Raw genomic sequence first — 26,775 nt, forward strand, 5'->3', positions numbered from 1 at the left:
ACAGATTTGATATGCAGGGTTCCGGGTAGTTTCGATTGTGGTTTCCCTGTGTTTGAATTGGATCTCTCTGGCTCTGTATGTCACCTGCTTTTTCATATGAGGTGTTTCCCAATTATAGATGGCCTACAGTACCCCCACTTCTCAACAACCGGCCAAAAAAAATCGGGTTCACTGTTTTATCTTCTACTTTTCTGTTTCTTGCGATACAACTTTTTGGGCTTACCGCTCAGGTAAGAAGCATTCGGATCCACACTAAAATGACCGGCCATGGCAGTACGCCCAAGTAACATACGAAACTTCATCGTATCTCGGTTTGTGAGAGTCATCTCTATGGGCCATGAGTAGTCACCCAGTTTGGCAAGTGTACGGATCACATATCGGGATTCCCGGTGGCCACCGGAATCTGTAACCTCTCTTTCATCAATGACTTGAGTAGAACACCAGGCCTCAACTTCAGTATCATTCTGACGTGGATGGATGCCGAAACGAACCATCCGTATACCATCTTCTTGATAGCTTTCTACAGCAAATGCGTGAAGCGCAGAGGTTCTGGCACCAGTATCAATCTTGGCCTTGATGCCCTCTATTCCAAGCTCAGGAAGGCCAAGCCACTCCCGCCATCCGATTAATTTCAACTCTTTGCTCATCCAGCCCCCTTTTACTAATGTGGTATATTTTGCAATGTATTCTATTTCTCCCTTTCTTTGAACTGTTATTTTCCATGTCATGAGAAACTGGCTCCTAGCCAGAGAGCAATTGTTTCCAATATTAGAGAATGACCGAATGGCATAGTACTAAGCTGGAAGCCAATCAGGTTCATGAAGAGTCTCTGGTAAGTCGGCTCTTGGCATGCGCATGAGCCATTGAGCGCTTCAATTTCTAGATTGCGCGCCCACAATCTTTAATCATCCGCTCAATCTCATCACAGGCATAGCGTGCTAATTTCCGCTGAGCTTTCTGTTGTTTTATTGTTGATGCATCAAAACTTCCCAGGATAATGATGTTCTCATCATTCAATAGATTAGCAGATCCGGTATAGTTAAAAGATCCCGCAATCACTACCTGGTTATCGAGCACCATTAACTTATGGTGCACCTTGCCAAGCTTGTCTTTATTCCCTGCTGCAAAGAGCTTTGCTCCCTGCTTGGCTAAAGTCTTAACCGGGGACCAATCCTGAGCGCCCTGTTTACTGTCGAAGACACCTTTGATCGGCATGCCAATATCCAGAAGGCGTAACATGGTATCGTCGATTCCCGAACTCTTCGCAAAGGTGAAGATCGCAAAATCGATCCGCTGTCGGGCCTTCATCATCTGCTTCATGATCTCCATTTCTGGATTATGGTCAGGTGCAAACAGGATTTTGATCGGGATATCTGAGACAACGAGTTCTTTTGGATGGGGATCATGTCCTTCAATACGTCGACCAAACCGCCCTTCCTGGATCTCTTTGAACTCCCGCGCATAGACTTTTGCGACTTTGGGGTTTTCAACGATTACAATATGATTGAGGTTTTTATGAGTTCCCGTGGGGGTGAAATTGGTAGAACCAGTCAGAACCGCTTTCCGATCCCGCACGATAAATTTCTGATGGAATATATTGCTGTTGTAGTCGACCTTAACGTCGATATTACTGCGTAAAATTGCATCGTGAATCTCTCGATTAAGCTCATTCTTGCCGCCGGGATTCCAGGGATCAGCTTTTGGAGGGGTGCGTTTCAGATAACTCTGTTCGATGACGAGCTTGACTAGCACTTTACGCTGACGTGCCGCAATGATCGCCTTGGCGATAGGCTCGCTTTCCAACTCCTGCACTGCGATTTCCAGACGTTTCTGAGCCTGATTGATGAAGTCGACAACCACCTTCTCGAGATCGTCTGGCGCCCCCTGGGCTTGTGGCCCAGCGAAGAAAGCGACCTGCCCGACCCGTATTCCCATGGGTCTCTCTCCTCTTTATCTGGTGTTATTTAACAGCCACATCACGTTCATTGGTGAGCTTAGTACATTTCCAATGAAACTCAACACTGTAAAAATAAGATTTAACAACTATTTAAATGTGGTCGATAGGGTTCAATGTGCCATCTACCAATCAATGACCAACAACTGCCAAAGAGGGGATATGTCGATTTTTAGACTGGCCAACACAGCTGTGGGTTGGCTGACGGAAGAATAAAAAAGTTGGTATGTTTAAGAACTGTAACAGGCAGTAGTGAGCCACTCGGTAAATTTGGTCACACTCAGCCGCATCACAAGCGTCATTCGCATTGGCAATGCGAACGTAGGACTAGCCGTTGCTATGCTGTTGGTTTCTATTGCTGATTTAGAATTGAGACATGAAAAGCATCGTAAAGCAGAGGGTTACGGCTAGAAAAAACCTACAAGTCATCAGTATCTCAAATAGGTGGGGAGAGAAACTCCCCTCTCCCCACGCGGGAGAGGGGCCGGGGGAGAGGGGGAGAATGAACACCCTATTTCCCCCAACAATCAGCAAGATAAACATAAACAATCAAAGCAGTTTTTCTTTTTCAACTACATGAAACGCTTCGCGTACACCCTCTCCCCAACCCCTCTCCCGTAAAGGGAGAGGGGCTTTCAGAGTTGTTCTGAGAAGATTGAAAGTTAACAGGCCCTAAGCAATATCTATACTCGCCAAAGCTGCTTCAATTGCATCTACCACCTGTTCCGATTTTTTTACATCAAGTGCATCACGATGTGGTGAGGCAAATTGGCCTACATCGTTGTCGAAATAGTCTCCTGAAGCATCCTCGAATTCACTGGATAGTGCGGCACGGATAAGAATATCCATGCCGATGCGGATATCCTTGCCAGCCATACCAAAGCCCTCTTTTACCATTTTGGTCGCGAGCAACGATCCTGGATTGACTGCGAAAAAGAGAGGGCCATTATCCTTTTGTGATAGTGCCATAGTGCGTGACCACATAGTCAGGGCCAGTTTACTTTGTGCGTAAGCGTTTAAATCATCTGAAATTGTTCTTCGTCCCGCCAGGGCCTCCAGGTCAACTGGTGACTGTGCAGCGGAAGAGAGATTGACCACACGGGCCGTCGGCCCAAGTAGCGGCAGCAGTCGCTTGGTCAATAAATATGGGGCGAAGGTGTTGACTGCAAACCTGATGTCAAAGCCGTCGTTAGTGATGGTATCGTTGGTGCGCAAGATCCCCGCGTTGTTAATCAGGACATCAAGTCGACTGTGGCGTTCGCAAATCGCCTGAGCAAACTTCTCTACTTCGGCCATTCGTGATAGGTCGGCCAGATAGCTTTCAAGCTGCCCACCATCCGTTAACTCTGAGATTGCTTTTTCCGCTGCTTCCAATTTTGCTGGGTTACGCCCATGCAGCAAAACCCGATGTCCCAGGGAGTAGAGCTCTTTGGCCGTTTCAAGTCCTATACCGTCAGTGGAACCGGTAATTAATATGGTCTGCTGCATTTTCTTATCTCCTCACCCCGGAAAGTCCGGCAATAACTCATCGGCAACACGTTGTAGAGTTGTCTCGATATCGGCCTGATTAAAGCGTAGGTTCAGTGCCACATGATTCATACCAATATCCTCCAAGGATTTCAGATAGGCACGTAAATGGTTCATTCCGGAACGGAAACCCAGGTGGATAGGCTGAGGTGGTGCATCCGGCTCGTCCAGCAGATCCACATAAAGTGATTGGAGAGCAGGTTTGGCATGGCCACCCACTGCTTCAATACGCGCCCGCCAACCATTGATGATTTGCGTCTGTGTTGCGATTGGGCGTGGATAGGTTATCCAGCCTTCACCGTTACGTGCGACCCAATCAGGGTCTTGTTGGCTGCCCCCGGTGATCAACAGCGGTAGTTTTCCTGATGGGGGTTTAGGTAACATATCCATACCACCACCGAGTCTGCCATAGCTGTTTTTGAAATCTGGGCACTGCTCCCACATGCGCTGGATATATTCAAAGCTCTCTCGAAAACGGTCGCCACGATCATCAAATGTTTGATTGAGGGCTGGATACTCCTCTGGGCGATCACCAGAAGCGACGCCAAGAATAAGGCGCCCCTCCGAAAGCACATCAATAGTCGCAGCTGCTTTGGCTACATGTGCTGGATGTCGAAGTGGCAAAACAATACTGGCGACACCCAAAGCAATCTTATTTGTCTGACCTGCCAACAGTCCAAGATAGACGAAGGGGTCAAACATCTGACCTGCATCCCCGAATGAGGGCACGTTGAGTGGCACATCGCGCAACCATACAGCAGAGAAACCAAGCGCCTCAGCCAGACGTACCCGTTCAATATGTCGCGTCATCGATGGTACAGGCCCATGTGGATAGGCCTCCAGTGGTACAACGAGTCCAAGGCTCAAGCTGTTGATACGGAAAGCTGAGTTGTATCCACGATTGATGGATTGGAATTCTTCTTTATCGACTTGCTTTGGCATCATATGTTCCTATTCCAATTCTCAATCTCTATGTATGCCATATTGGTTCTACCCCTGGCAGCGGTAATATGCACTTCTCCTTTTGGCTGTGTCCAGAATGAACCTGTTGGCATCCACATCTCAGCAGCATTGGGATCATCATTGTGAATGAGGCCACTAATAACCACGCCTCGATAAGAGACATTGTGAATATGCGGAGGCGACGAGAATCCTTCGGCAAATTTTACGAGAAAGCCTGTTGGCACAGAGCCCTTGCGATCACCCCAAAGCGTAGCAGCCAATGGACTCTTGTCACCACGGGCTGGGTTGAGCTGTTCCCATTTAACATCTGACGCCAAGATAACTTCTTTAATTGGTTCGGCTGCAACCTGCATACTTAAGCAGATGGAGATTATGACGCTTACATATCTTAAACTTCTCATCTTAGGCTCCTTTAACAATCTGAACTTATCAAGAAAATATTAAACTCTATACCTTGTTATGCTTGGCATAGAATTGAGCTGGTGCGGGTGACTTCAATATCCCAATGCCGCCATTGCCTTAGATTTCTACCACAACCTTACCAATGGCTTGTCCGCTGGTCAGGCGGTCGTATGCTTTACCAACTTCTTCAAAACCAAATTGCATCTCATCGAGCAATGGCTTAACTGCACCCAGGTCAACAATCTCTGCCAGCGTGCCTTGCAGATCTGCGAGTCCGCCGGCACAGCCATAAACCTCATCACCTAGAGTGAAATCGGTAACGCCCTCACCAATAGCTTCTATGGTGCCGGCAAAGTCCATACCGATTATGGCGGGTAGATCAGGCGAAAGCGGTAGATCATTGCCCATTTGACGGATCATGGTATCTACTGTGTTCACACTGGTAGCAGCGATGCGTATTACCACATGCCCAGCTTTTACTGCGGGCTGTGGTAACTCAGTTAATTGGAATTCAGAATTGGAACCATATTCATTGAGTACCATAGCTTTCATTGAGCTTCTCCGAAGGATTGTTTGGTTGGTCCATATAGTTGAATTACTTCAATTGGCACTATTTCTCTCCAATTAACATCTGTATTGAATAATAGTAATTGTTCTGAAATCATTAAAAAATGGCTTACAATTGATTTCATAATTCGTAAAATGGATATAATCAATGGATACCGAAAGTGTTCGGTTATTTGTCCTTGCATCAGAGAGACTGAATATCAGCGCGGCGGGCCGTGAACTGGGCATGGCGCCCTCGGTGGCCAGTGCCAAACTCGCGAAATTGGAAACGACCTTGGGAGCAGACCTTCTGCGTCGTTCGACACGGAAGGTGGCTCTTTCACTGGAGGGTGCAGAGTTTCTGCCCTATGCCAGAGAGATTCTTGCTCAGGAGAGTGCTGCACACGCTGCTTTGGGGCGAGGTAATGTCACAGCGACAGGTACGCTCAGGTTTACTGCCCCAAGCACCTTTGCCCAGCTCTATATCGCACCAATCCTACCCGAATTCCTCTCCTTGCATCCGGGGATAAGTCTCGACCTGAGACTCACCGATATGGAGTTTGACCTCATCCAAGGCAGTTTCGATCTGGCGCTGCGCTACTCAGCACTTCCAGACAGTAGCCTGAAGGGACGCAAGCTGGCAGAAGATATCGCTATTCTTTGTGCCTCACCTGGTTATCTGAAGCAATATGGTACGCCAACAGATCCCGATGAACTTGCAGCTCATCAATTAATTGCATTCAAAGACAAGTCACCGATCCAGCTGGTTAGTCGTGATGGAACCGCCGGACAATTCAATCCACGTTTGGCCAACAGCCAACTCATAGTCGATGATGGCTTGAGTCAGAAGATCACTACTATTGCTGGGGCAGGCATCTCAATGAACGCACTATGGAGTGTCCACCAGGAACTCGCCGATGGCCAGCTGGTTCGAGTGTTACCTGACTACAAGATCGATAATCAGACAGCCTTGTGGCTTGTCTATCCGAAATCGAATGTACTGACAGCGAAAGTCAGGATCTTCATCGATTTTCTATTGGAGAAAATTGGTGATTCTCCGGCTTGGAGCGCCACCTGAAGATGGCTGAGATATAAGGGGTCTAATATGTCAGTTATTCTTTATATAGGACGCTACACTAGTATGAAGCACCACACTAGGGCCAATGACCCAACCTGAAATGCGTAGTTACTCTCTTTATTCGCCACTATCAAAAGGTCTTGTCATAAACAAAAAACTAAGCCAACTGTTTGCTTTGATTCTGCTGTTGGGACCACTGTCTGCCATGGCCCATACCCCACCGCCTAACGCCCGGGTCTTTTTTATCGGTATCGAGGACGGTGCAGTTGTCGAAAGTCCATTCAAAGTCAAATTCGGTATCGTTGGCTTTGGCATTACTCCTGCAGGTACCAAAGGCAAAATCCGCCACAAGGCCGGGCATCACCATCTGTTGATTGATGTGGATAGACTACCTGATCTCGATGGGCCGATTCCACGGGATGAGCATCATCTCCATTTCGACAAAGGTGAGACGGAGGTGTTGCTGGATCTACCACCCGGTAGACACACCTTACAACTGCTACTGGGGGACGAGGATCACGAGCCTCAGGATCCGGTTTTGATGTCGGAGAAGATCACCGTGAGGGTCAAGTGAATCGTTATTTCCAATCAAGCAGGAGATAGCCAGTTCGGAACTACACGCGAGGCCCTATATCCTGATCAAAACCACTCGTTCCCTCAAATAAAATTCCTACCTGTTCGCTTTTTTACAATTTTTATCCCATATGCCGCTTTATCCTTTAGCCATCATGTAAACAATGAAGGATGAAAAATGATGGCACAAAGATTGAAACTCTATACAGCACTTATTGCTTTGATTGGTGCGGTAATTAGCACACCCTCACTGGCAGAGCTGGATATACAGGTAGGATTGGTAACGGCAGTCAATAGCACCTATTACACCGATTTGGATGAAGAATACTACCTTTTACCGCTGGTGATCGCTGAATATGACCGATTTTATCTGCAAGGAATCCATGGTGGATATCGTTTTTTTCAGGATGATGAAGGCCAGAGTCTGGCCCTGGAAATTCGTCGTACCTTTGATGGATACAGCAGTGATGATATCGATGACAGTGATACCTTAGCTGGTATGGCTGAACGTGACCAGGCCTGGGAAGCCGGCCTAGCTTATGAAGTCGGTATGGTCGGAGGTCAAGCAAAAGCTAAATTGATGCAGGATATTTCTGACACTCACAACGGCTTCTCGGCACGGTTTGAATATGAGCGTCCTCTCTGGACTGGTGATGCCCATATGTTCTCCTGGTATGCAGGCTCAGAATACTGGAACAGCAAGAAATCCGATTATTACTTTGGAGTAAAGCCTGAGGAGGCAACGTCCACCCGGTCTGTCTACACGGCAGATGATAACTACAGCTTTTTTCTTGGAAGTAACCTTATTAAGCGGATTAACAATAGTGTCACGGTGCTTGCCAGCGTTGAGTACATTCGGGCTACAGATGCGGTCAATGACAGTCCTTTGACCAACAGAGAGGATCAGTGGTCTTCCTATATCGGCATTTTCTATCAGTTCTGAATCATTAAAGAATATCACTGCTGCCCCACTTACTTTAACTATTTCGGCTGTAACTGATTCATTGCTGTTGGTTTCTATTGCTGATTGATAATTGAGATATGAAAAGCATCGTAAAGCAGAGGGTCGCGGCTAGAAAAAACTTACAAATCATCAGTATCTTAAATAGGTGGGGAGAGAAACTCCCCTCTCCCCTCGCGGGATAGGGGCCGGGGGAGAGGGGGAGAATGAACACCCTATTTTCCCCAACAATCAGCAAGATAGATATGAACGATCAATGCGATTTTATTTTTCAACCACATGAAACGCTTCGCGTACACCCTCTCCCCAACCCCTCTCCCGTAAAGGGAGAGGGGCTTTATAAGTTGTTCTGAGAAGATTGAAAGTTAATGGAACAGCAGTGAAAGAAGATAGAGAGTAAATCCGTTCACAGCGGCTAACCAGTTGCATAAGGTAAAGACAATGATTAACAACTTTAACTACAAAGGGAAAAACTACTTTCTGGTGGTTTTTTTCAGTACTTTTTTATGTTGGGGTGTGGGGGGCACCATGAGCTTCAGCCCCGATTGGTTAGATTATTATATGTTGCCCATGCTGCTCGGTTTGATGATGCCAGCTATTGTCGCAGTGTTATTTATCTGGTTACAACCTGTATCGGAGATGAAGCGGGATTTCACGCAACGCCTGTTGAGTTTTCGTGCGATTCGACCAGGTGCATTTCTGCTATCCCTGGTTTTAATGCCACTATCTGTCGTACTTTCTATCTCTATTTCACTGCTGTTTGGCGGCTCAATCGGTCAGTTTCAACTCTCTGAAGCTTTCTCTTTCAATAGCGGATTTGTGCCGGTGCTACTACTTCTGTTTGTTGCTGCAGTTTTTGAAGAGCTGGGATGGCGGGGGTATGGTTTTGAAAGTCTGGAGAAGGGGCGGAGTTTTCTGGCTGCTTCAATGATCTTTGGAATTATCTGGTCTTTGTGGCATCTTCCTCTACTCTGGGTGAATCACTCCTATCAGTATGAGATCTATCAGCTGAGCCCTTGGTATGCAGTGAACTTTTTTCTGGGAACGGCAGTTATGGGCGTTATTATCAGTTGGGTGTGCCATATCAATCAGCGCAGTATTCTGGTAGCTATTCTATTTCACTTTATCGTCAACCTCTCCCAGGAGATGTTGAGTATGACTCAGCAAACAAAGAGCATTCAGACCTTTGTTCTGATAGGCTTTGCAGTTGTGATTATTATGAATCAGTGGTCGCTGTTTCGTCGTCAGGGCTAACCAATGAGGGCAATGATCAAAACTTGTGGGGGAGTAGTGTTGCCAGTTCCCAGATACCCCCTTCCCTACCAATACCAAAGATATTGGCTCTGTTGATCAAGATTGCTTTTCAAATACTGCCCAGGAGTCATGCCTGTGTAGCGCTTAAACTCCTTTATAAAATGTGCCTGATCGAAATAGCCACTATAATAAGCAAGCTCGGTCAAGCTGATCGGCTGGCGCTTGAGCAGGGTCTGCCATAATTGCTGATGAGTACGCTGAAACCTCAGATTACTTTGAATCTGTTTAAAGGACATGCCATAGACTTCTGCATAACGTTTCTGTAGCCAACGATTGCTTTTTTGATGGTGCTGCGCCTGCTCAGGTAGTGTCTCCTCTACTTTAGGAAGCGGCGGAGTAAAGCCCTTCGGTTTAATGGCCTGTACGCCCAAACTATTTTGGTTACAGAGCTCCAGTCGATGCTGTTTGATCTGGTGCCAAAGCTGCTGAAGAAAGTAGTGCTCAACGATCCGCACCAGCTCCTCTCCACTGTTGGCCGCTTCCATCTCTTCCAGCATCAAACTTGTTCGGGTATGCCCTAGCAGATCGGACAGCTGTAGATCTTCATCAACAAGCTCCTTTGGTGCACATTGGAAAAGTTCATACAACGCCATAGGATATAGATCGACTTTAAGATTTTTTATCGGACGGCTTTGTTCTTTGGTCGCAAGCTGATAGATATCAAACCAGCTACCTAAGCCCTGTTTGATATAGGTGCGCTTCTCAATTACTGCACCTTCACCTTGCTTTGTCTCATTCCCAGAGGAAACAGCCTCTCTCTCAGGTTTAGCCTCCGAACCAAAGCCATGTGCCTCTCCACGAATTTCGCTCAGACCACCATAAAACTCAAAATAGATTTGAGTCATAATCGTGGGATAGGCGCGGGTGATCAATTTTGATTCCTGCTCTCTCAAGCAGCCTATGGAATAGGTGTAACCGGCAATATAGCGACTTAACAGGGGATTCTGAGGATTGATTGAGCCAAAATCGGCCCATGACTGATGCTCGTTTTCTTCTGCCAGCCTCTTAAGCCGGTCACTTTCATCAGGGGTAGTCATAGGTGGTAACAGTGTTGATTGAACAAATCGGGATCCCAATTTATTTAACCCCGTTAGTATATCCCTATTACATGGAGATTGAGACTAGATGCTAGTGGGCCGCTCGGTAAATTCGGCAACCCTCAGAGCCACGCTTGTGATGCGGCTGAGGCTTGCCGAATTTAGCGAGCAGCCCACTAGGTCTATCCACTGATTATAGTGAATAGACCACTCATCTATATAGAGCTATGGCTAAAGAAATCTATTTTTTAGCATCAAGCTCTTTTTGATAGTACTTATGCACCAGTTTATCCTGATTTTCCAGAAGATAGTCGATGCTTGGCTCATTATTCATGGCCTTCTCAATCGCACGTCGGGTCGCTTCCCGATGAATTCCAAACAGTTCTTCGTGATCCAACTCTTCAACTGTGATAATGCTTGGATTTAACCAGACTGAGACAATAATGCCCAAGTCGTTTGCCTTTTCTTTGGGAATGGTACCGTTCCGAACAGCATCCAGTACCCCATTGGCAATAGCACCTTGCACCGTCCCCATCAGAATATTGGTATAGGCTGTTTTTTTAACAGTCACTTTACTTACCATCAAAGTGGCTGGACGAACTTGCATATCAGTATTCATCAGTGCTAATACGCGCGAGTGACCTTGGACCTGATCTCCCATCAGGTTGGCAAAAGCAGTACCAAATGGTCCATCTAATTCACCGATTACGACTTCAGGCTCGGCAGCTGTGAAGGGTGGCCCGCCTGCAACAAGGGCTTCACCGGTACGCATAATAATTCTTTCGCTCATTGGAAAATCTCCTATTGGTAATAAGATAGAAATGATATTTATGTGGAATTATAGTTTTTCTGAGTTCAAACAAGTGGGATGATCAATCGAAGGTGTGCAAAGATACCATGCTTGGTATGAACGAAAAAGCCCGGTCTCAAGAAATCTTAATTGCCAGCACAAGACCCGTAGCCCACCCTAAAAGCGGCGCTTTGATAGCTTGATGTAGACATGCATGTCTGCATGCTAAACCCAAGCTGCTTAAAATAATAACAAAACCACCTCCTATCCCACCCAGCAGCTATTGGTAACCGTTTCTTAAAGAAGTATAATTTTCGTTAGGGTATAAGCTATTAATAGAGGTGTCCTTAAGCTGAAAAGTATCGACCCATGGCTTGCTCTAAGGCTCCGTAAACTAAAGAGCGCCCTCCTCTGCAATGAAAAAACAGATCCCGAACCGAGGCTAGATAACGTGGGAAATACACTTCAAGATCAATTGCTAAAAGCCGGATTGATTGATAAAAACAAGGCCAATAAAGCCAGTAAAGCGCTTCGCAAACAGACACGCCAGCAACGAAGCAAAAAAGAGACTGCCCCGCCAACCGCAGAACAGCAGAGACAACTTGAGAAAGCGGCGAAAGACCGCGAACTAAATCTTCGGCGTGAAGAAGCACGAAAACAGAGGGAAATCGCTATACAGATCAAGCAGTTAGTAGCCAATCATCGACACCCTCGCAGCAACAGTGAAGATGACAAGCCCTTCTATTTCAATAATAAGGGTAAAGTCAAGCAGATGTATGTCTCTGCCGAGACTCACAAAATGATAACTTCGAATAGACTCGTCATCGTCAATTGCAATGGTGTTTTCGAATTGGTTCCACAAGATATCGCTGAAAAGATTCGTCAACGCAATCCCAGTCTGGTCATAGATCTGGCCGACGAGCAACCAGCATCTGAGGATGACCCCTATGCGGAGTTCCAGGTGCCTGATGATTTAATCTGGTAAAATCCACAATCATTTGTAGCGAGTGAGTCGACCCTGGATCAGCTCATTTCTATTCTCACAGCAATCTGAATAGGAGATCCATGGGATTAACATCCTGCCCCATAACCTGTACAGGGAGGGGCTATGCTCCACCTTAGTTATTTATAACTGATATTTATTACTGTATTATCAATGCCTTAGATATTTATTGAAATTAATCAAACGCCATTTTGTAACCGCTGGCTAGGGTTATCACCTATTTAAAAGTGTGACATTAGAGAATAGTATTACCCGTGACACTCATGGAGAGATATTTATGTCCACTATCAACCAAATCAATAACTTATCAAATGCTACTGCATCTCAATTAAGCAGTAGTTCAAGTGCGAGTGCGAGTGGAACTTCTCAAAATGCAGATTGGTTTACTGATGACGCCACCGACGCTTCACAAACAATAACGGCATCAGCACATTTTGATAGTGGTACGACTATTGACCAGATGAGTCAGAGCATCCTGTCATGCATTGGTAATATATCAAAACCATAGAATCTCAACACCCTCATCCGAATGCCATATTTCCAACTTAGCGATCAGCCAGATTGGCAGAGCGCAGCGCAGCGCTTGGTCAGTGGATGTAATATGTTGGACGACCTGGATCAACGTATTGGGTTAATGGAAAAACTTTGCTTAGGCCTTGGTGATGAACTCTATCCTGCATTTTTGAAAATTCTATGCTTAGTTGGAAAAAATGGTGACCAAGAGTCTAAACAACTAATTACTGAAACCCTTGTACAATCTTTACTTACTGGTCGGCTTCCATCTGGAAGAATGAGTGCATGGGGTGCAGAATCAAACAGTGGTAATAGTTTATTTGGACAAACCAGAAGTTTAGGGCCGATTGAGTATATATTTACATGGTATGCTCAACCATCTGGTAGAACTCCTCTTCCAGTTCAAGGCTTTCATAAAGCAGCAACAGAACTGGTTGAGTTAATCTCATCCAATCCGAAAGCAAAACAACTTTATTGTACGAAATTGTCTGCAGATATTGAGGATCCGTTGGATGGTTCTTTATCGAGAAAATCTCGTATTGCTATTGGTAGCTTTGTTGAGGCCTGGATGGCTGAGAAATCATCCGAAGAAGTGTTGAGTTGCTTTCTCGACACTTTACAAGGTAACAGCTTAAGTAGATTAAGTAATATCCAATCTAATCTGACATACAACACGAACCGTTAACAATCTAATCTTATAGAATACAATTAATATTTTCAATTTCCATCGCCTACCCTCCTCCGAATAAACCTTTTAGGATTGTTGGAATCTTTTCTGAATGGTCATATAGTTCTGATATTAATAGATGAATTAGAGACGTAATTGTAAAGAACAACATAACAATAGCAGCTAACATTTTAAGAGACATTGATAAAAAGAAAACATTAAATTGTTGCGCATATCTGTTAACAAGCCCCATCATACTATCTATTATTAATACAACCACAAGCATTGGTGAGGCTATTAATAGTGCTAATTTGAAGTAGTAGTAAAACTCTGAACCAAGTATTGAGATACCCGCCTCAGCTAAATCTGGTAACTGATGTTCAATCGGCCAAATATGATAGCTTTCAAAAATAATATTATTCAAAAGCAGTAAACCGCCAGATGTTACAAATATATAGTTAGCCAATCGTGCAAGAAAAGAACCTATAAGTGTTGTTTGCGCTCCTGTCAGTGGATCTTGTACTTGGGCAATTGAGGCGCCAATCTGGTTATCTATTATCTGGCCTGCAGTTTCAAATGCCCATAAAAAGAGACCAAATAAAACGCCAATAGAGATACCTATAATTGCTTCCTTTACAAATAGCAAGATCCAAGCTGATGTATTGAGTGTACCAAGTTCAATCGATGGTTGAATAATAATGGTAATAATTGCTAATGATAAAAATATTGCATTTCTAACTAATGCAGGTACCAGTTCAGAAGTAAACAGAGGTAATATAAAGAATATTATTGCTATACGCGTTGATGCTAAGCTTATTGTTAAAGCATGTTCTGAAAGATATTGAAGAATGTCAAAGCCGTCCATTCTTCTTACTTTTAGTTAACCAGTATAGGGAAGTCTGTAAACAGACGATCTGTGAAATGATATAGAGTGCTACCAGCAAGAGAGGCTGTGACAAATATTGTAATAACGATAGCAAAGAATTTAGCTGCATATTGGAAAGTCTGTTCCTGAAGCTGTGTTGCAGCTTGTATAAATGCTATAAATATTCCTACAAGCGCAGCAACTATAACAGGCGGTCCAGCTAAAACAATAACGAACCATAATGCCTGCTGTGTAATTTTTATTATTTCTTGATCGTACACGACTATTACAAGTATGAAATTACAAGTCCATGAGCAAGTTTTGCCCACCCATCCACCAGCACAAAAAGTAGTAGTTTAAATGGTAAAGATATTACTGTAGGAGATAGCATCATCATACCCATTGCCATGAGAACATTTGCGATAACCAAATCGATTACAATAAAAGGTAAGAATATAAGAAAGCCTATTTGAAATGCTGCAGTTAGTTCACTTATAGTGAAAGCAGGTATCAATACGATGAAATCATCTATCAGTAACTCATTGGTATTTCTATCTTCATCTTTAACCATACGTTTGATGGATGAAAGAAAAAACTCTCTTTCTTTAAGGTTTGAATGCTTCGATAAAAATTTCCTCATTGGTTCTTTTGAACTATTAACAATTTCCAGAATTGTACTTGTATCTTTAAGTGGATTATCTATTTGAGATATTTGTTCATGTATCTGTTTCGTGACTGGGTACATCACATATATTGACAAAACAAGTGCAAGTCCATTAATAATTAGATTGGGTGGTACTTGTTGAAGACCTAGTGCATTTCTTAGTAGGCTTAGTACAACAACTATTTTTGTGAACGAAGTAATCATTACAGCAACAAAGGGTGCTAATGCAAGGATGACAACCGTTATAAGTGCAGATGAAGGGGAAAATTGAGTTAAATCCATATAACTATTCTAATTTAGAGTCTATAAATACGCCATAACCACTAGTAATTTTGAGTAAATGTCCTGTGGCTACAAGTTTACTGTTATTCTTTACATCTATTTTGTAATTGGTAAGTGATTTGCTTAGTAAATAATCTGCTTCCTTTTTCCATCCTAATACCATATCTAATGGTAACTGAATCTCATTATCTACAATAATAGTTAAATATTTATCATTTTTAATGATATCAGCCTGATCTCTATTGTTGATAGTATTAGTTTGAGTATTATTAATAGATAGAGTTCTTATATCATTACCTATTTTACAATTTAAATCATTTGGTAGTATATTACTCTTATTTATTATTGTTAACCATTCTGTGGAAAATGATTCTGGTACTAATAAAATATAACCAGGTTTAAGTTCTTCTACACACTTGGTGCTTAAGGTGTTACTAGAGAGTGAGAGACTAACGTTTGTAAGACTTGTCTCAATTGTAATATTTCTTTTAACTAGCTCATCTGGATATGGAAGTAAATTTAATATTTCGTTAGAGAATGCAAAAATTATTTTACCATGACTTTTATCACTATATTGTTTATCTACTTTTAAAGTAATATAATTATCTTCATTGTTTTGTTTAGTAAATGGTCTAAGGTTTAAACCAACCTCAAGCCAATCCTCTATTAATCTTATGATTTCTTCCTCACGATTGATAGTTTTAACCATTTCTATAATTGTATGCTTATAGAAGTTGTTAGATTGGTCATATGTACTATTACGAAATATACCAATTATTAACTTCCCATATTTACTGTCTGTATGAAACCAGAATATATTATCAGTAATATAATCTGACACAGAACAAACAGACATATCTTCGTAATCAGAACGTGAATTATCGAGTGAGTTAGATAGTGTCATTGTTATCAATAGGTTAATATTTAGTTTATACTTTTTGTTATGACCATTTTCACTAATTCTGCAGCAGTAGTTGCATGCATTTTAGTCATTACTCGAGAACGATGTAGCTCAACTGTCTTAACACTTATACCTAAGTCTAGAGCAATGACCTTGTTCATTTTTCCAGCAACAATCTCATTTAATATTTCACTTTCTCGTTTTGTTAAGTTACTTAATCTTGATTGGTACTCTACATCTTGAGAGATTGTAATATCACTTTCATCACAGTTAGTACTAAAAGCACAGTCTAAGGCAGTATTTAACATATCAAAATCCAGTGGTTTTTCTAAAAATGTGACTGCGCCTTTTGACATAGCTTCTACTGCTAGAGGTATATCTCCATGACCAGTCATATATATAATTGGTATTAAGATGTTTTTTGATAGTAGTTTTTCATGGAATTCTAGGCCACTCATATTTGGCATTCTTATATCAAGCAAACAACAACTATTTGATCTGTTAACTTCATTTTCTAAATTATGAAGAGCTTCATAGGGATCATTATATTTAACAACCGTATAGCCAGCCCCTTCAAGGACCCATGAAGTTGAGTCACTAAATTCTTTGTTATCATCTACTATATATACATAATGTTGATTCATGTTATCTATCCTATGCCAATAGAGGCAACATGATATGAGAAGTACACCCTCTATTATTGTTTTTAGTTAACCAAAGCTTTCCCTTATGTAGTTCGATAAATGATCGGCAGATATTCAAGCCAATTCCCATACCAGAAGACTTATTTGAAGCAAACGGTATAAAAATATTACTTGCTTCTTCATCAGTCATACCCTTTCCATTATCCTCGATAGATATTTTTATATTATTATTATCGAGAGTTGTGTGGATTATAATTTTATTTTTTTTATTATTATCTATATTTGCATCCATACCATTACGTATAAGATTAACTATTACTTGTTGCAACATCAGTTCGTCACCATATACTATGACATCGCAAATATGATTATAGTGACTAATTTCCACATTTGTATTACGCATTTCCCAATCCATGAGTGAAATACATTTTGCAATAAGTAACTTGATATTTACATTAGATAACTTAGGTTGCCTGGTTTGAGTATAATCCCTTATTCTTGTTATAATATCAGCCGTAAATTTTGTTTGTTCGATTGATTTATCTATTGCATTTATTATTTCATGATCAATATTTTCTATATTGTTGAGTCTTGCTCTTAGCCCATAAAGTAAATTGTTTATCGTACCAATTGGTTGATTTATTTCATGCGCAAGTGTAGAAGCCATTTCACTTACAGTAATACTACGTGACGTAAATAATAATTTTTCTCTATCTTCTAGATACCTGGTATTTGCTTGTAAATTATTTTGGTTTTTATTAAGTCTCAAAACCACAACCTTTTTTTCTATGATAAATATCTCAATGACATACTCATGACAACTATATTCTTGTCTAATGTTTTTTAACAAAGACTTTTTTACTATGTTTAACATTTCTAATGATTGATCTTTAGATTTAGTGATGGCATCGCAAGTAGAAGAGAGACTACTCCCAACACTTAAATGATTAAAGTCACCAATAAATTTTTCTGACATCCATACTATTTTATCTGATAAGGTGTCGAACATTACTGTATTATCGTGATTAGAAGATAAGTCGTGATGGTATTTACATATATCACTAAATTGACATAAAGAAGGCGTGTGTATCATTTCCATATCTTAGATAATCCTGGTATATGTAATTTTATATTAGTATTATTAGTAATCAAATTATCATTATCTAGATTCCAATCAAGGCACAATCCATATAGAACTGTATCTCCATAGTCAATGCTGATCTTACGCAATGGAATCTTATTACTAAGTGTCATTACATAAGATATGTTAAGCCAATCAAGAGTATATTTATAACCACCTATATGAAGAAATGTTGGATTATTGTATTTTTCCAAATTTCCTTTTTTAGAAACAATAGAAATATCTGATATTGATCTTATTGGCTTATCATTATAAAACGGTATTACTGTTAAGCATTGTTTACAGATAAGATCAGTACCATATATATACTCGAAAAATAATATTATAATATAGGAACTGCAATTCTCATTAGATTGCATATATTTGTGTATGTTAGTGATAATATTGACTTGATAATCATACAAATTATCAATACTTGTATCACTATTGTTTTCTTCTACTGATTCCTTAATTTCTCGATCATTATCTTTTTTCAACTTAGATTTAATATTAACATTTGACCTTCGTGTTTTGTTCAATGTTGAATATTGAATATTGAGTTTATCGAGGTGGCATGAGGATAAATTAAGTTTTGAAACACAATTTGTGTATTTACTATTAGTACTTATATTTACAAGACTTTGTAAATTATTTATATTTTTATAATTGCTTGTAGTTTGAGTTGAATTCGATCTTGCTATATTTTTTATACTATTAGGTACTGTATGCTCTATATGATTTTGAAGAGAATCAGATATCATGTTTCCTACATGAGAAAAGTTTATAGAATTAGAGATAACTGACATAATCTTATACTGGCTATTAGTATTTTATATTTAAGTATTATTTTCCTTTTTTATTGCTTTAATTGAATAATTATTAGACTGTTCACTGTTCCCTATAATCCATCCTTTTTTTGAGAGTCTATCATTTAATTCATTTAAATAAGTTTTTATCTGATTTTGATTTATGCTACAAGAAAGTATTAGATCAACATCTGATACTTTTTGTAATGTGAAATCTATATTTTGGTTATGAATACTCTCTGTTAGAGTAAATATCCAAGTTTTCATAGTTGTATTGTTAATATTACATAGTATTCTATCGAAGTTTTTCGTAAGATCTTCAATATTATTAACGTTAATATGAACCGAATCAATATGACTTATGTATTCAGGTATTTGGCTAGAGTTATTTGCATATAGGTTTAGATTGTTTATTTCAAAATAATTCCCATCACTTTCTTCGCTTTCTGAATGAAAACTCATGATTTTCTCAATATTTAAGATATGATTAGGTTTAGTTTCACACAAACCATATTCAGTTTCATCTTCACTATTACTACTATTTTTATTTTTACAATTATCCAATATAATATTGAATAGCTTATCATATTGACTTGCATTATCTTTTTGGTAAGATTTTGATATTTTTACACCACTGTTCTCTATAGTTGTCATTAGTTGTCTCCTTGCCGCATAATGTCTTCCTGTGAATACTCATCTTCTTTATTTTCCATGACTGAAGATCTCGTAGAAAGAGTACTTTTCAGATTATTATTTAGTAAAATATTTTTTTGTTTTTCTTTGTTCCATGTTTTTTTTCGTTCACTATATTTATGTTCAGATTCGGTTTTAGTTGTGACTTCCTGTTCATGATAATATTCATGCATCTCTAAATCATAATTCAGCCAAAAGTTTCTTACATGTACCCGTTCTCTGTGAGTTGGTGACTCTGATACATACTTTTCATTACAGTATTTTTTTAAAGTGTCTTTTTCATTATGAATAGTTGTTATACTTTTATTTCTTTCTGATAAATTGTGACAGGCATCAGAATATGCTTTTTTTTCAATCATTAGCAATTTTTCCTGTACCCTAACTCTTATCTTTTGTAACCTGGTCAGTTTTTTGAGTAATTCAACATCCATTAGGAGGCCTGTTCTTCAGTTGCTATATTACTTAATTCTGTAATTACTTTATCTAGCTCATAATGTGTATCACAATCCTGCTTCAAAAAATCGAGTATATAATTAATTTTTTTAATTGCCTCATCAGCAAGATCATCACTACCTTCCTCATATTCTCCTACTTGTACAAGAAACTCTATTTCATAATATTTTGATAGAAGCGATCTCAATTTAGATATATAACTTCTATGTTTTGAATTTGTTATTTGGTTGATAAGTCGACTTGTACTTTTTAAAATATCTATAGCAGGATAGTGATTTTCTTGTGCTAATTTACGTGTCAGTACTATATGTCCATCAAGTAATGATCGAACTTCCTCTGCAATTGGATCATTACTCTCTTCGTCTTCTACTAAGACTGTGTAAAATGCGGTCATTGTTCCTCTATTATCGTTACCTGACCTTTCAAATAATTTAGGTAATTCTGCAAATACGGATGATGGAAATCCCCTTCTGACTGGTGGTTCACCGATCGATAATCCGATTTCTCTCAGTGCTCTAGCAAATCGAGTGACTGAATCCATAAGTAACAATACATTTTTACCACTTTCGCGAAAGCCCTCTGCAATGGCAGTTGCAGTATAAGCTGCTCTTAGTCTCTCCATTGCTGGCCTGTCAGATGTGGAGACAATTAAAACTGATCGTTTTAAACCCTCTTTAGTTAAAGTGTGATCTATAAACTCACCAACTTCTCTACCCCTTTCACCTATTAATGCAATGACAATGACATCTGCTACTGCATGTCTTGCTATCATAGACAAAAGTGTTGACTTTCCTCCTCCAGCCGGTGCAAATATACCCGTTCTTTGTCCCACACCTAACGTCAATATCGCATCTATAGAACGTACACCTGTATTCAATGGCTTGTTTATTGGATTGCGTTTTAAAGGAGAAGGTGCCTCTCTATAGAGTGGCACTTCCTGCATTTCTGTCGGAAGAGGTAAATCATCCATAGGTTCTCCCATACCGTCTAATATTCTTCCAATTAATTTATCTGAATATTTTATAGATGATTTTTCTTTTACAACAGTTACTATAGAATCTTGTGCAATCCCATGTAAATTACTTAGTGGTAGAAGTATTGCATTATCCCCAGTAATACCGACGACATCAGCATATATTCTATTATTATTAGATTTATCACTAATCACGCATTGCTGACCAATGCGTGCATTGATTCCACAGACTTTAATTGATGTCCCATATGCCTCTACTACTCTACCTTTTCGATGTAGAGTATCGATGTTATTGATTACTGACTTAAATCGTCGTTTTTTTGTTTCAATCTCAACCATAATATTACTTCTATAATATCTATTCTCTCATTTCGTTTATTATATTTTCTTTTAATAGATTTAGTTGGTCATTAAAGCTTGCTACTGTTACACCTGCATCTGTTTTAATTATACAGTCCAAAGTATCCAATGATTCATCAGCGACTATTTCCAAAGATGAATAGTTATTGACTTCATTTGTTTCTAAACTACTAATTTTTGATCTTAATATCTCTACATATTCTGGTCGTACTTTTAACTCTATTCTTTTATGTTGTTTTAGTTTTTTTAGTGCTGTAATCGCAAGACTGGGTAATATTTCAGCAGAATCGATTTCATCAGCGATCTTTCTTGTTACTTCACAAGCCATATTAATTATTTCACTATCAGTTTCAGTTGTGTTGACAAAATAATTCTCAGTCAAATCCTTAAGATACTCTATAAACTGAGTATTTAATTCATTCCGCGCATTAACTAATCCTTGATTAAATCCATTTTTATAGCCATTTTTAATTGATATATTAATTTGTTCTTCTTTTTGTGCTTTTAATGTATTTATTGTCTCTACTACATCGTTAATAGAATCTAGCCGAATAACCTCTTTATCTGATAACAAATAATTGTTTGTTGCGCATGTTATGGCATCACTATTTATAATAACTAGATAATTCATTGTATTTCTTTATCTAGTTGGGTTTTATTTTTCGTATTTTCTAGAACAAACAATGTATGTTTTAATATTTCCTGCGCTAATATTGAATTAAGTTTACCCTTCGTTTTAGGTAAGGAATGAGACAACCAGGGTCTTAATCTTATGCTGTAACACGATAATAAAACAGATGCACCTGCAGACTTAATGTTTTCAGAAACATTTGTAATATTTAGTGAAGAGATACGTTGGTTATTTACATGAGTATTATTCATTATAAATTTAAATACATCATTACCAATTAAATCACTGACTTCTCGTATTTTTTTTGAATCTATCCAAATTCTGATCGATGGAAGTAAAAATATCGTTCCAGCAGTCATAACCAGATGATCAATATTATTTTTATCCCACAGAAGCCAGGTTGGTATATTTTCAAGGTCGTTCCACTCTAGAGAATTACCAAACTCAACAACAGATTTTTCATTCGTTAGTATATAATCTGCGATACTATTTAATGTCGACCTATATTGTCTTACATGATCTATTTCACTATTCATTTTACTATTCAGAGTTAGTTATTCTTAAATGAGATGATTGTTTTTTATTCTTGATCCACAACAAAACTGTCAATGTAAATAGTACAAATACTAGTATGCTCAATATTACAAGCATATAGTCTAACTCTGCATTGTTGAGTGAGAATATACTACTGATGTTGTTATCCTTTCTTTTTACTCCTACAGGAATTGGGTTTGATGTAAACATTGCAACCGTAACATTTTCATAGGGTAATCCCTCGATACTATTTACAAGCAATGCTTTGATTTGGGACTCTCTATCTGTTAAATCTACTCCTCTTCTATGTTTTATAAATACTGAAGCAGATGAAGGTTTTACTTTTGACTCCAGTTGATTAGATTTAGGTATAGCAAGATGAACACGAGCTAATATAACTCCATCTATACTCTCTATAGTTCTCGATAATTCCTGCGACTGGGCATAATTTAGACGAGCTCGTTCTTCAAGTGGTGAAGATACAAAACCCTCTTTTTTAAATACCTCACCCAAACTTTCGAATCTGTTTTTAGGATAACCGTTAGTCTTGAGAAGTTCGATTGCATTAGAAAAGTTATCACGAGAAGTTGATACAGTATAACGTTCATCATTATTCTTGTTTTTAGAAGAATATATTCCTGCATTAGACAGTAAAGCAATAATTTCGTTAGCTTCTCTTTCGGTTAATCCTGAATATAATGACTCTTCAGAACATGCAGTTATTCCTAAAACTATTAAAATCACAAGAATAATATTCTTTAACATACTTAACTCTGTTGTCTAAAGAGTTGTTGTAGACCATCAGAAGTTCTATTTGCTATGTTTGAGGTCAATTGACAATGAAACATAAATTCATGACTGCGAGCCGTTAACATTACGATCTCACTTGGAGTCAATTCATTTCCACTTTCGATAGCAGACTTTGCGTAGTTAGCGATAGCTTCAGCTTCTTTATTGATAAAGTCTAGTGGTTTAGTAACTGCTTTTTCAGTTACTGATGGACCTTCACTTCTTGTAGCCTCTAAATGTTCTGTTTTTACGCTCTTCATACTATTTTCAAAATTAGAAATATCATTTAGAGAGGCACCGTAGCCTATTTCAACATGATTTGATGATGACTTTAGATATGATGGTCCAACAGCATTTATTGCTGATATATATGAATTATCCATTATTTTTATCTCTACTGTTTTCTAGCCATAGTTTCAAGTGAGCTACCTAAGCTACTCAGAGCAGTATGAGAACTATTAGATAAAAATGTCATTTTTAATGATTCTGCAGTTAATCTTGTTATTTGCGAAGGCATTTCCTGACCTTCATCACCAATTTCTGTCGATAATGTTTCTATTTTTGTGGCCTGGTTATCTAGTGCCTTACCCCAAGCATCAGCCATTGCTTCAAACCAACTACCATCCGATGTATCGTGATTATTAGCAGCAGTTGAACTCATAGAACTGTACAAATTGTTTATTGCCATTTTTATATCCTCAATTAAATTTTACTAGTCTATAGATCATTCCATTTATATATATTTTAGAATTCTAGTGTCGTTAGATGTCCCTCCTTTTCCAGTAGTACTTCCTTGTCTACAATAGATATAATTTTATGTCCAGTCGGTAAAAGTGCACCTACATAATATCTAGATTTGTCATATGTCATTACATATGCAGGTGAACCATCTACAACCATGGTTATTCTTTTTTCATCTTCATTATTATATGTACTATTATTAACAGTCTCTTTTTTATTAGTAATTCCTATATACTCTGTATCTAATTCTACTAAACTTGGTATCTCACTTAGAGCAATATGCTTCAGTTTTTCTAGTAACTCTCTATCATCATGTTTTGTCGTAACTATTGCAGTCCCAGGCTTAAGAGTCTTTACATCAGTTTCAACGCCATTAACACGATATAGTTCTCTTACTTCTGCAGCAAGATGATCGCCAGTAGAAATATCTATCAGTACAGGATAATTTATCTCATCTATTATCGTTTCTACTTTTGACATTTCTTTATTTGTCATAAGAAACCCCGACAAAACAAGTTGTCTATCTTCTTTATCACTTACTGCTAAATCTTCAAATCCATTATCTGATAAAATGCTGAGTAAGTGTTCTTCGTTGGTTATTTTTATGGACTTACTGCTCTCAATATTATAATAGTGCACCTGATAAGTTATGAGCATTGTTATAATTGTTAATGTTATAAATAAATATAGAATATAATTAGATTTTATATTTATTGCCAACTTACTACTATTTATTGTTGACTTTTCCATACTAGATACATATTCAACAATATCTTTCCACGATGCATCTATTCTATTTCCATATGATAATGTTGTATCACCTATTATAACTTTCGCGTACTCAGGTACCTTAACGAGGCTACCGCTTGTAACTTTTCTACCCTGGATTTCTATATTTCCATTCAATACCTGAATAAATACTTCATTGTCTTTTGTTATAAGATTAAGTCTTTCATCAGCTATCGCATTATCCCTGATTACCATATCAGTATCCATATTTCCTGATATAGTAAATGTTGTATTGTTATCAAGTAGTCGTCTAGCACCTGCTTGTTCGCCAGTGAGAACGATCATCTCTATTTTCGAAGTTGTTTGCATTAATAACAATCACTCAATTTTAGATATTTAACGAATAAAACAGACTAATCACAGATCAAGTAATACTTCCCATGATTCTTTTGAACCTTGTTTATTACTAACCTCCATTATCTCATTTTCATCAATTTTATTTATTTCCGTATGCTCATCTAAACCAACATCAATGTCATTATCTGACAATTTCTTTTTTTGTTTATCAGATAATTTATGTACTGCTAGTTTTGGTGATATTAAAAACATTCGTTCGACGCGTGATTTTTGATTATTTGTTGTTTTGAATAAATTTCCCATTATTGGTATATCACCAAGTAATGGTATTTTATCTACTTTTTCACTTGTCACCTCACGAACAAGCCCACCAATTAATACACTCTCTCCTGCATTTATCAGTGCTTGTGTATTTATTGCAGATCTGCTTACAACAGGTATTTTATCTACTTGTTGGTCTGTTTGCTGTCCATCTTCAATCGTAACAAGTAATTTTATTTTTGCCTGCCCATTATCCTTAAAAACATGAGGTGTAACTCTTAGCGAGGTACCAACAGAGATATTGAATAGATCAACTTCTTCTCTACCAGCAATTCTAACGTAGAAAGTTGAACTTGTATCAAATATAGCTTCGACATTTGATAGTGTCAGAACATGTGGTCTCGACACAACATTAGCTGCTCCATTTGATTCTAACGCATTTATTCTACCCATAAATTTAGCATTATCACCGAGCACAAATGATATAAACCCACCCTTACCAAAAGGTGTTATTTGTCCTGTTGTGTTCAAAGCGGTATCACTATCTTCATTACCATTACCGAATAGAACTTCATCATCATTATTTTGCCAACGCCAATTGATACCTAATTCCCTCAGTTTATCTGTGTTTATATCGATAATCGTCGCCTCTATTTCTAGCATTTGAGGTTCAATATCGAGAGACTCTATTAGGTTTTTATATCGTGACATACGATCTGGAGAATCTCTTATAATAATCGCATTAAGTCTTGGATCTGCCTGTATCCTTACATTTGATTGATTAACACCAACCATGCCAGACACTGTGGAAACATTCTGTTGATATGCCTGTTGTCGTGAATTAACTTCTATGATTTCTGATGTATCCGGAATACCTACCCGTTCTGACTTGCCTATACTATTTAGACCTTGTCCACGTAGCCCAGGGGTAGTTGGCTTGATGAGATTCTCATGTGAACCCCCTGTTATGATCATCTGAGGAGATTCTTCAAGAAGTTGTTTTAATATTGTTGCTACGCCAGGTATAACAACCTGCTTACCTGCGAAAGTCATTGATACATCTTGAGCCCAAGCATATTTAAGATAAAATACTTTAAAACCTACCGGTGGTTCATAATCTTTTAGTCCTATTTCTGCTGCGTATACAAGTTCATCTATCTGTTCGATAAAACGTCTCGTTCCTGTAACTACTAAACCACCCTCTACTGCTTTACGAATACTATTTTTTTGATCAGTTAACTCAAGACTATTTGCGGCATTCACTATTCTCTTCGAGATAGAATTATTAGCTGGAATTATTCTTCTGGTAATATTGTTAGACGTATATATGTATAAAACAGCACCATCATAATACTTCACAAGTCCAAATGACTTGGATAAATCGCTAAATATCTGTTCAGCAGAAATGTTTTCAAAACTACCGTTCACCATACCCCTAACAGATTCATCTATAACAACAGGTACAGATAACTGTCCAAACAACTCCCTAAGAAATGATTCAATGGGTTGTTCTCTAGCAATGATTGTTATATTTTTATCAATATTAGGTGTATTTGCTGAAAAGCAAAGACCTGAAATAAGCAATAAATTGACAAATGCATAATACCTGAACCAATTTTTTTTAAAGTAAATCACTTATATATT

The 26,775-nt window shown here is 38.8% G+C and carries 32 protein-coding genes; 7 read left to right on the forward strand and 25 right to left on the reverse strand.

What is annotated here, in order from left to right; all coding sequences use genetic code 11:
• Positions 1-176: 176 nt before the first annotated feature.
• The 6 genes from AC4IFB_RS08125 to AC4IFB_RS08150 form a co-directional block, all read right to left on the reverse strand.
• Positions 177-647, reverse strand: a complete 471-nt coding sequence (locus AC4IFB_RS08125; RefSeq protein WP_490779952.1) for an ATP-dependent zinc protease family protein — start codon at positions 645-647, stop codon at positions 177-179.
• Between the two features lie 232 nt (positions 648-879).
• The gene (locus AC4IFB_RS08130; protein ID WP_490779900.1) at positions 880-1,935 is read right to left on the reverse strand and encodes a phospholipase D-like domain-containing protein; all 1,056 of its coding nucleotides are present in this window, start codon (positions 1,933-1,935) and stop codon (positions 880-882) included.
• Positions 1,936-2,626: 691 nt separating this feature from the next.
• Positions 2,627-3,442, reverse strand: coding sequence for an SDR family NAD(P)-dependent oxidoreductase (locus AC4IFB_RS08135; protein WP_490779901.1), 816 nt, complete (start codon positions 3,440-3,442; stop codon positions 2,627-2,629).
• Positions 3,443-3,454: 12 nt separating this feature from the next.
• Positions 3,455-4,426, reverse strand: a complete 972-nt coding sequence (locus tag AC4IFB_RS08140; RefSeq protein ID WP_490779902.1) for an LLM class oxidoreductase — start codon at positions 4,424-4,426, stop codon at positions 3,455-3,457.
• Positions 4,423-4,845, reverse strand: a complete 423-nt coding sequence (locus AC4IFB_RS08145; protein WP_490779903.1) for a DUF4437 domain-containing protein — start codon at positions 4,843-4,845, stop codon at positions 4,423-4,425. The genes AC4IFB_RS08140 and AC4IFB_RS08145 overlap by 4 nt, the downstream gene beginning before the upstream one ends.
• 118 nt (positions 4,846-4,963) lie before the next feature.
• Positions 4,964-5,398: an alcohol dehydrogenase catalytic domain-containing protein gene (locus AC4IFB_RS08150; RefSeq protein ID WP_490779904.1), complete on the reverse strand. Its 435-nt coding sequence runs from the start codon at positions 5,396-5,398 to the stop codon at positions 4,964-4,966.
• A 163-nt stretch (positions 5,399-5,561) separates the two neighbouring features.
• Here AC4IFB_RS08150 and AC4IFB_RS08155 point away from each other — a divergent pair, with 163 nt between their 5' ends.
• From AC4IFB_RS08155 to AC4IFB_RS08170, 4 genes are all read left to right on the forward strand, one after another.
• On the forward strand, positions 5,562-6,470 hold the full coding sequence (locus AC4IFB_RS08155) for a LysR family transcriptional regulator (protein ID WP_490779905.1): 909 nt from the start codon (positions 5,562-5,564) through the stop codon (positions 6,468-6,470).
• An 85-nt stretch (positions 6,471-6,555) separates the two neighbouring features.
• Positions 6,556-7,044 (forward strand): DUF4399 domain-containing protein, encoded by a 489-nt coding sequence (locus AC4IFB_RS08160; protein WP_490777264.1) that lies wholly within the window; start codon positions 6,556-6,558, stop codon positions 7,042-7,044.
• 177 nt (positions 7,045-7,221) lie between these two features.
• Entirely contained in the window at positions 7,222-7,986 is a 765-nt protein-coding gene (locus tag AC4IFB_RS08165; RefSeq protein ID WP_490779906.1) for a MipA/OmpV family protein, read from the forward strand.
• A 459-nt stretch (positions 7,987-8,445) separates the two neighbouring features.
• Positions 8,446-9,258 (forward strand): CPBP family glutamic-type intramembrane protease, encoded by an 813-nt coding sequence (locus AC4IFB_RS08170; protein WP_490779907.1) that lies wholly within the window; start codon positions 8,446-8,448, stop codon positions 9,256-9,258.
• A 65-nt stretch (positions 9,259-9,323) separates the two neighbouring features.
• On the opposite strand, the gene AC4IFB_RS08175 is transcribed toward AC4IFB_RS08170, so the two are convergent.
• Both AC4IFB_RS08175 and fae read right to left on the reverse strand, forming a co-directional pair.
• Positions 9,324-10,355 carry a helix-turn-helix domain-containing protein gene (locus tag AC4IFB_RS08175; protein ID WP_490779908.1) on the reverse strand — a complete coding sequence of 344 codons (1,032 nt, stop codon included), beginning with the start codon at positions 10,353-10,355 and terminating at the stop codon, positions 9,324-9,326.
• A 241-nt stretch (positions 10,356-10,596) separates the two neighbouring features.
• Positions 10,597-11,145, reverse strand: coding sequence for a formaldehyde-activating enzyme (gene fae / locus AC4IFB_RS08180; protein WP_490779909.1), 549 nt, complete (start codon positions 11,143-11,145; stop codon positions 10,597-10,599).
• 451 nt (positions 11,146-11,596) lie between these two features.
• Between fae and AC4IFB_RS08185 the strand changes: the two genes are divergently transcribed.
• The 3 genes from AC4IFB_RS08185 (at position 11,597) to AC4IFB_RS08195 (ending at position 13,346) form a co-directional block, all read left to right on the forward strand.
• On the forward strand, positions 11,597-12,130 hold the full coding sequence (locus AC4IFB_RS08185; RefSeq protein ID WP_490777259.1) for a DUF2058 domain-containing protein: 534 nt from the start codon (positions 11,597-11,599) through the stop codon (positions 12,128-12,130).
• 295 nt (positions 12,131-12,425) lie between these two features.
• Positions 12,426-12,656 (forward strand): hypothetical protein, encoded by a 231-nt coding sequence (locus AC4IFB_RS08190; protein WP_490777258.1) that lies wholly within the window; start codon positions 12,426-12,428, stop codon positions 12,654-12,656.
• Between the two features lie 93 nt (positions 12,657-12,749).
• Entirely contained in the window at positions 12,750-13,346 is a 597-nt protein-coding gene (locus tag AC4IFB_RS08195; RefSeq protein WP_490777257.1) for a hypothetical protein, read from the forward strand.
• 46 nt (positions 13,347-13,392) lie between these two features.
• Here the strand turns inward: AC4IFB_RS08195 and sctT are convergent, their stop codons facing one another.
• From sctT to sctC, 17 genes are all read right to left on the reverse strand, one after another.
• On the reverse strand, positions 13,393-14,193 hold the full coding sequence (gene sctT, locus AC4IFB_RS08200) for a type III secretion system export apparatus subunit SctT (protein ID WP_490777256.1): 801 nt from the start codon (positions 14,191-14,193) through the stop codon (positions 13,393-13,395).
• 11 nt (positions 14,194-14,204) lie between these two features.
• Positions 14,205-14,474 (reverse strand): type III secretion system export apparatus subunit SctS, encoded by a 270-nt coding sequence (gene sctS / locus AC4IFB_RS08205; protein ID WP_490777255.1) that lies wholly within the window; start codon positions 14,472-14,474, stop codon positions 14,205-14,207.
• Between the two features lie 5 nt (positions 14,475-14,479).
• Positions 14,480-15,139, reverse strand: a complete 660-nt coding sequence (gene sctR / locus AC4IFB_RS08210) for a type III secretion system export apparatus subunit SctR (protein ID WP_490777254.1) — start codon at positions 15,137-15,139, stop codon at positions 14,480-14,482.
• Between the two features lie 4 nt (positions 15,140-15,143).
• A complete protein-coding gene (locus AC4IFB_RS08215) occupies positions 15,144-16,043 on the reverse strand; it encodes a hypothetical protein (RefSeq protein WP_490779910.1) in 900 nt (299 codons plus the stop codon).
• Between the two features lie 20 nt (positions 16,044-16,063).
• Positions 16,064-16,684: a response regulator transcription factor gene (locus AC4IFB_RS08220; protein WP_490779911.1), complete on the reverse strand. Its 621-nt coding sequence runs from the start codon at positions 16,682-16,684 to the stop codon at positions 16,064-16,066.
• Positions 16,685-16,694: 10 nt separating this feature from the next.
• Positions 16,695-17,660 carry a sensor histidine kinase gene (locus AC4IFB_RS08225; RefSeq protein WP_490779912.1) on the reverse strand — a complete coding sequence of 322 codons (966 nt, stop codon included), beginning with the start codon at positions 17,658-17,660 and terminating at the stop codon, positions 16,695-16,697.
• 113 nt (positions 17,661-17,773) lie between these two features.
• Positions 17,774-18,610: a hypothetical protein gene (locus tag AC4IFB_RS08230; RefSeq protein ID WP_490779913.1), complete on the reverse strand. Its 837-nt coding sequence runs from the start codon at positions 18,608-18,610 to the stop codon at positions 17,774-17,776.
• Positions 18,611-18,640: 30 nt separating this feature from the next.
• A complete protein-coding gene (locus tag AC4IFB_RS08235; RefSeq protein WP_490779914.1) occupies positions 18,641-19,264 on the reverse strand; it encodes a hypothetical protein in 624 nt (207 codons plus the stop codon).
• Positions 19,264-19,662 (reverse strand): hypothetical protein, encoded by a 399-nt coding sequence (locus tag AC4IFB_RS08240; protein ID WP_490777248.1) that lies wholly within the window; start codon positions 19,660-19,662, stop codon positions 19,264-19,266. The genes AC4IFB_RS08235 and AC4IFB_RS08240 overlap by 1 nt, the downstream gene beginning before the upstream one ends.
• A gap of 71 nt (positions 19,663-19,733) precedes the next feature.
• Complete coding sequence (locus tag AC4IFB_RS08245; protein ID WP_490779915.1) at positions 19,734-21,068, reverse strand: FliI/YscN family ATPase; 1,335 nt, start codon at positions 21,066-21,068, stop codon at positions 19,734-19,736.
• Between the two features lie 19 nt (positions 21,069-21,087).
• Complete coding sequence (locus tag AC4IFB_RS08250; protein WP_490779916.1) at positions 21,088-21,720, reverse strand: FliH/SctL family protein; 633 nt, start codon at positions 21,718-21,720, stop codon at positions 21,088-21,090.
• Positions 21,717-22,256, reverse strand: a complete 540-nt coding sequence (locus AC4IFB_RS08255; RefSeq protein ID WP_490777245.1) for a hypothetical protein — start codon at positions 22,254-22,256, stop codon at positions 21,717-21,719. The genes AC4IFB_RS08250 and AC4IFB_RS08255 overlap by 4 nt, the downstream gene beginning before the upstream one ends.
• 4 nt (positions 22,257-22,260) lie before the next feature.
• Positions 22,261-23,019, reverse strand: a complete 759-nt coding sequence (gene sctJ, locus AC4IFB_RS08260; RefSeq protein WP_490777244.1) for a type III secretion system inner membrane ring lipoprotein SctJ — start codon at positions 23,017-23,019, stop codon at positions 22,261-22,263.
• A gap of 2 nt (positions 23,020-23,021) precedes the next feature.
• A complete protein-coding gene (locus tag AC4IFB_RS08265; RefSeq protein ID WP_490777243.1) occupies positions 23,022-23,426 on the reverse strand; it encodes a hypothetical protein in 405 nt (134 codons plus the stop codon).
• Between the two features lie 11 nt (positions 23,427-23,437).
• The gene (locus AC4IFB_RS08270; protein WP_490777242.1) at positions 23,438-23,731 is read right to left on the reverse strand and encodes a hypothetical protein; all 294 of its coding nucleotides are present in this window, start codon (positions 23,729-23,731) and stop codon (positions 23,438-23,440) included.
• Positions 23,732-23,787: 56 nt separating this feature from the next.
• Positions 23,788-24,882, reverse strand: a complete 1,095-nt coding sequence (locus AC4IFB_RS08275; RefSeq protein WP_490779917.1) for a SctD/MshK family protein — start codon at positions 24,880-24,882, stop codon at positions 23,788-23,790.
• A 48-nt stretch (positions 24,883-24,930) separates the two neighbouring features.
• Entirely contained in the window at positions 24,931-26,766 is a 1,836-nt protein-coding gene (sctC, locus tag AC4IFB_RS08280; protein ID WP_490777240.1) for a type III secretion system outer membrane ring subunit SctC, read from the reverse strand.
• Between the last annotated feature and the right edge of the window lie 9 nt (positions 26,767-26,775).

The organism is Candidatus Thiodiazotropha sp. AKIB8, assembly GCF_058244675.1.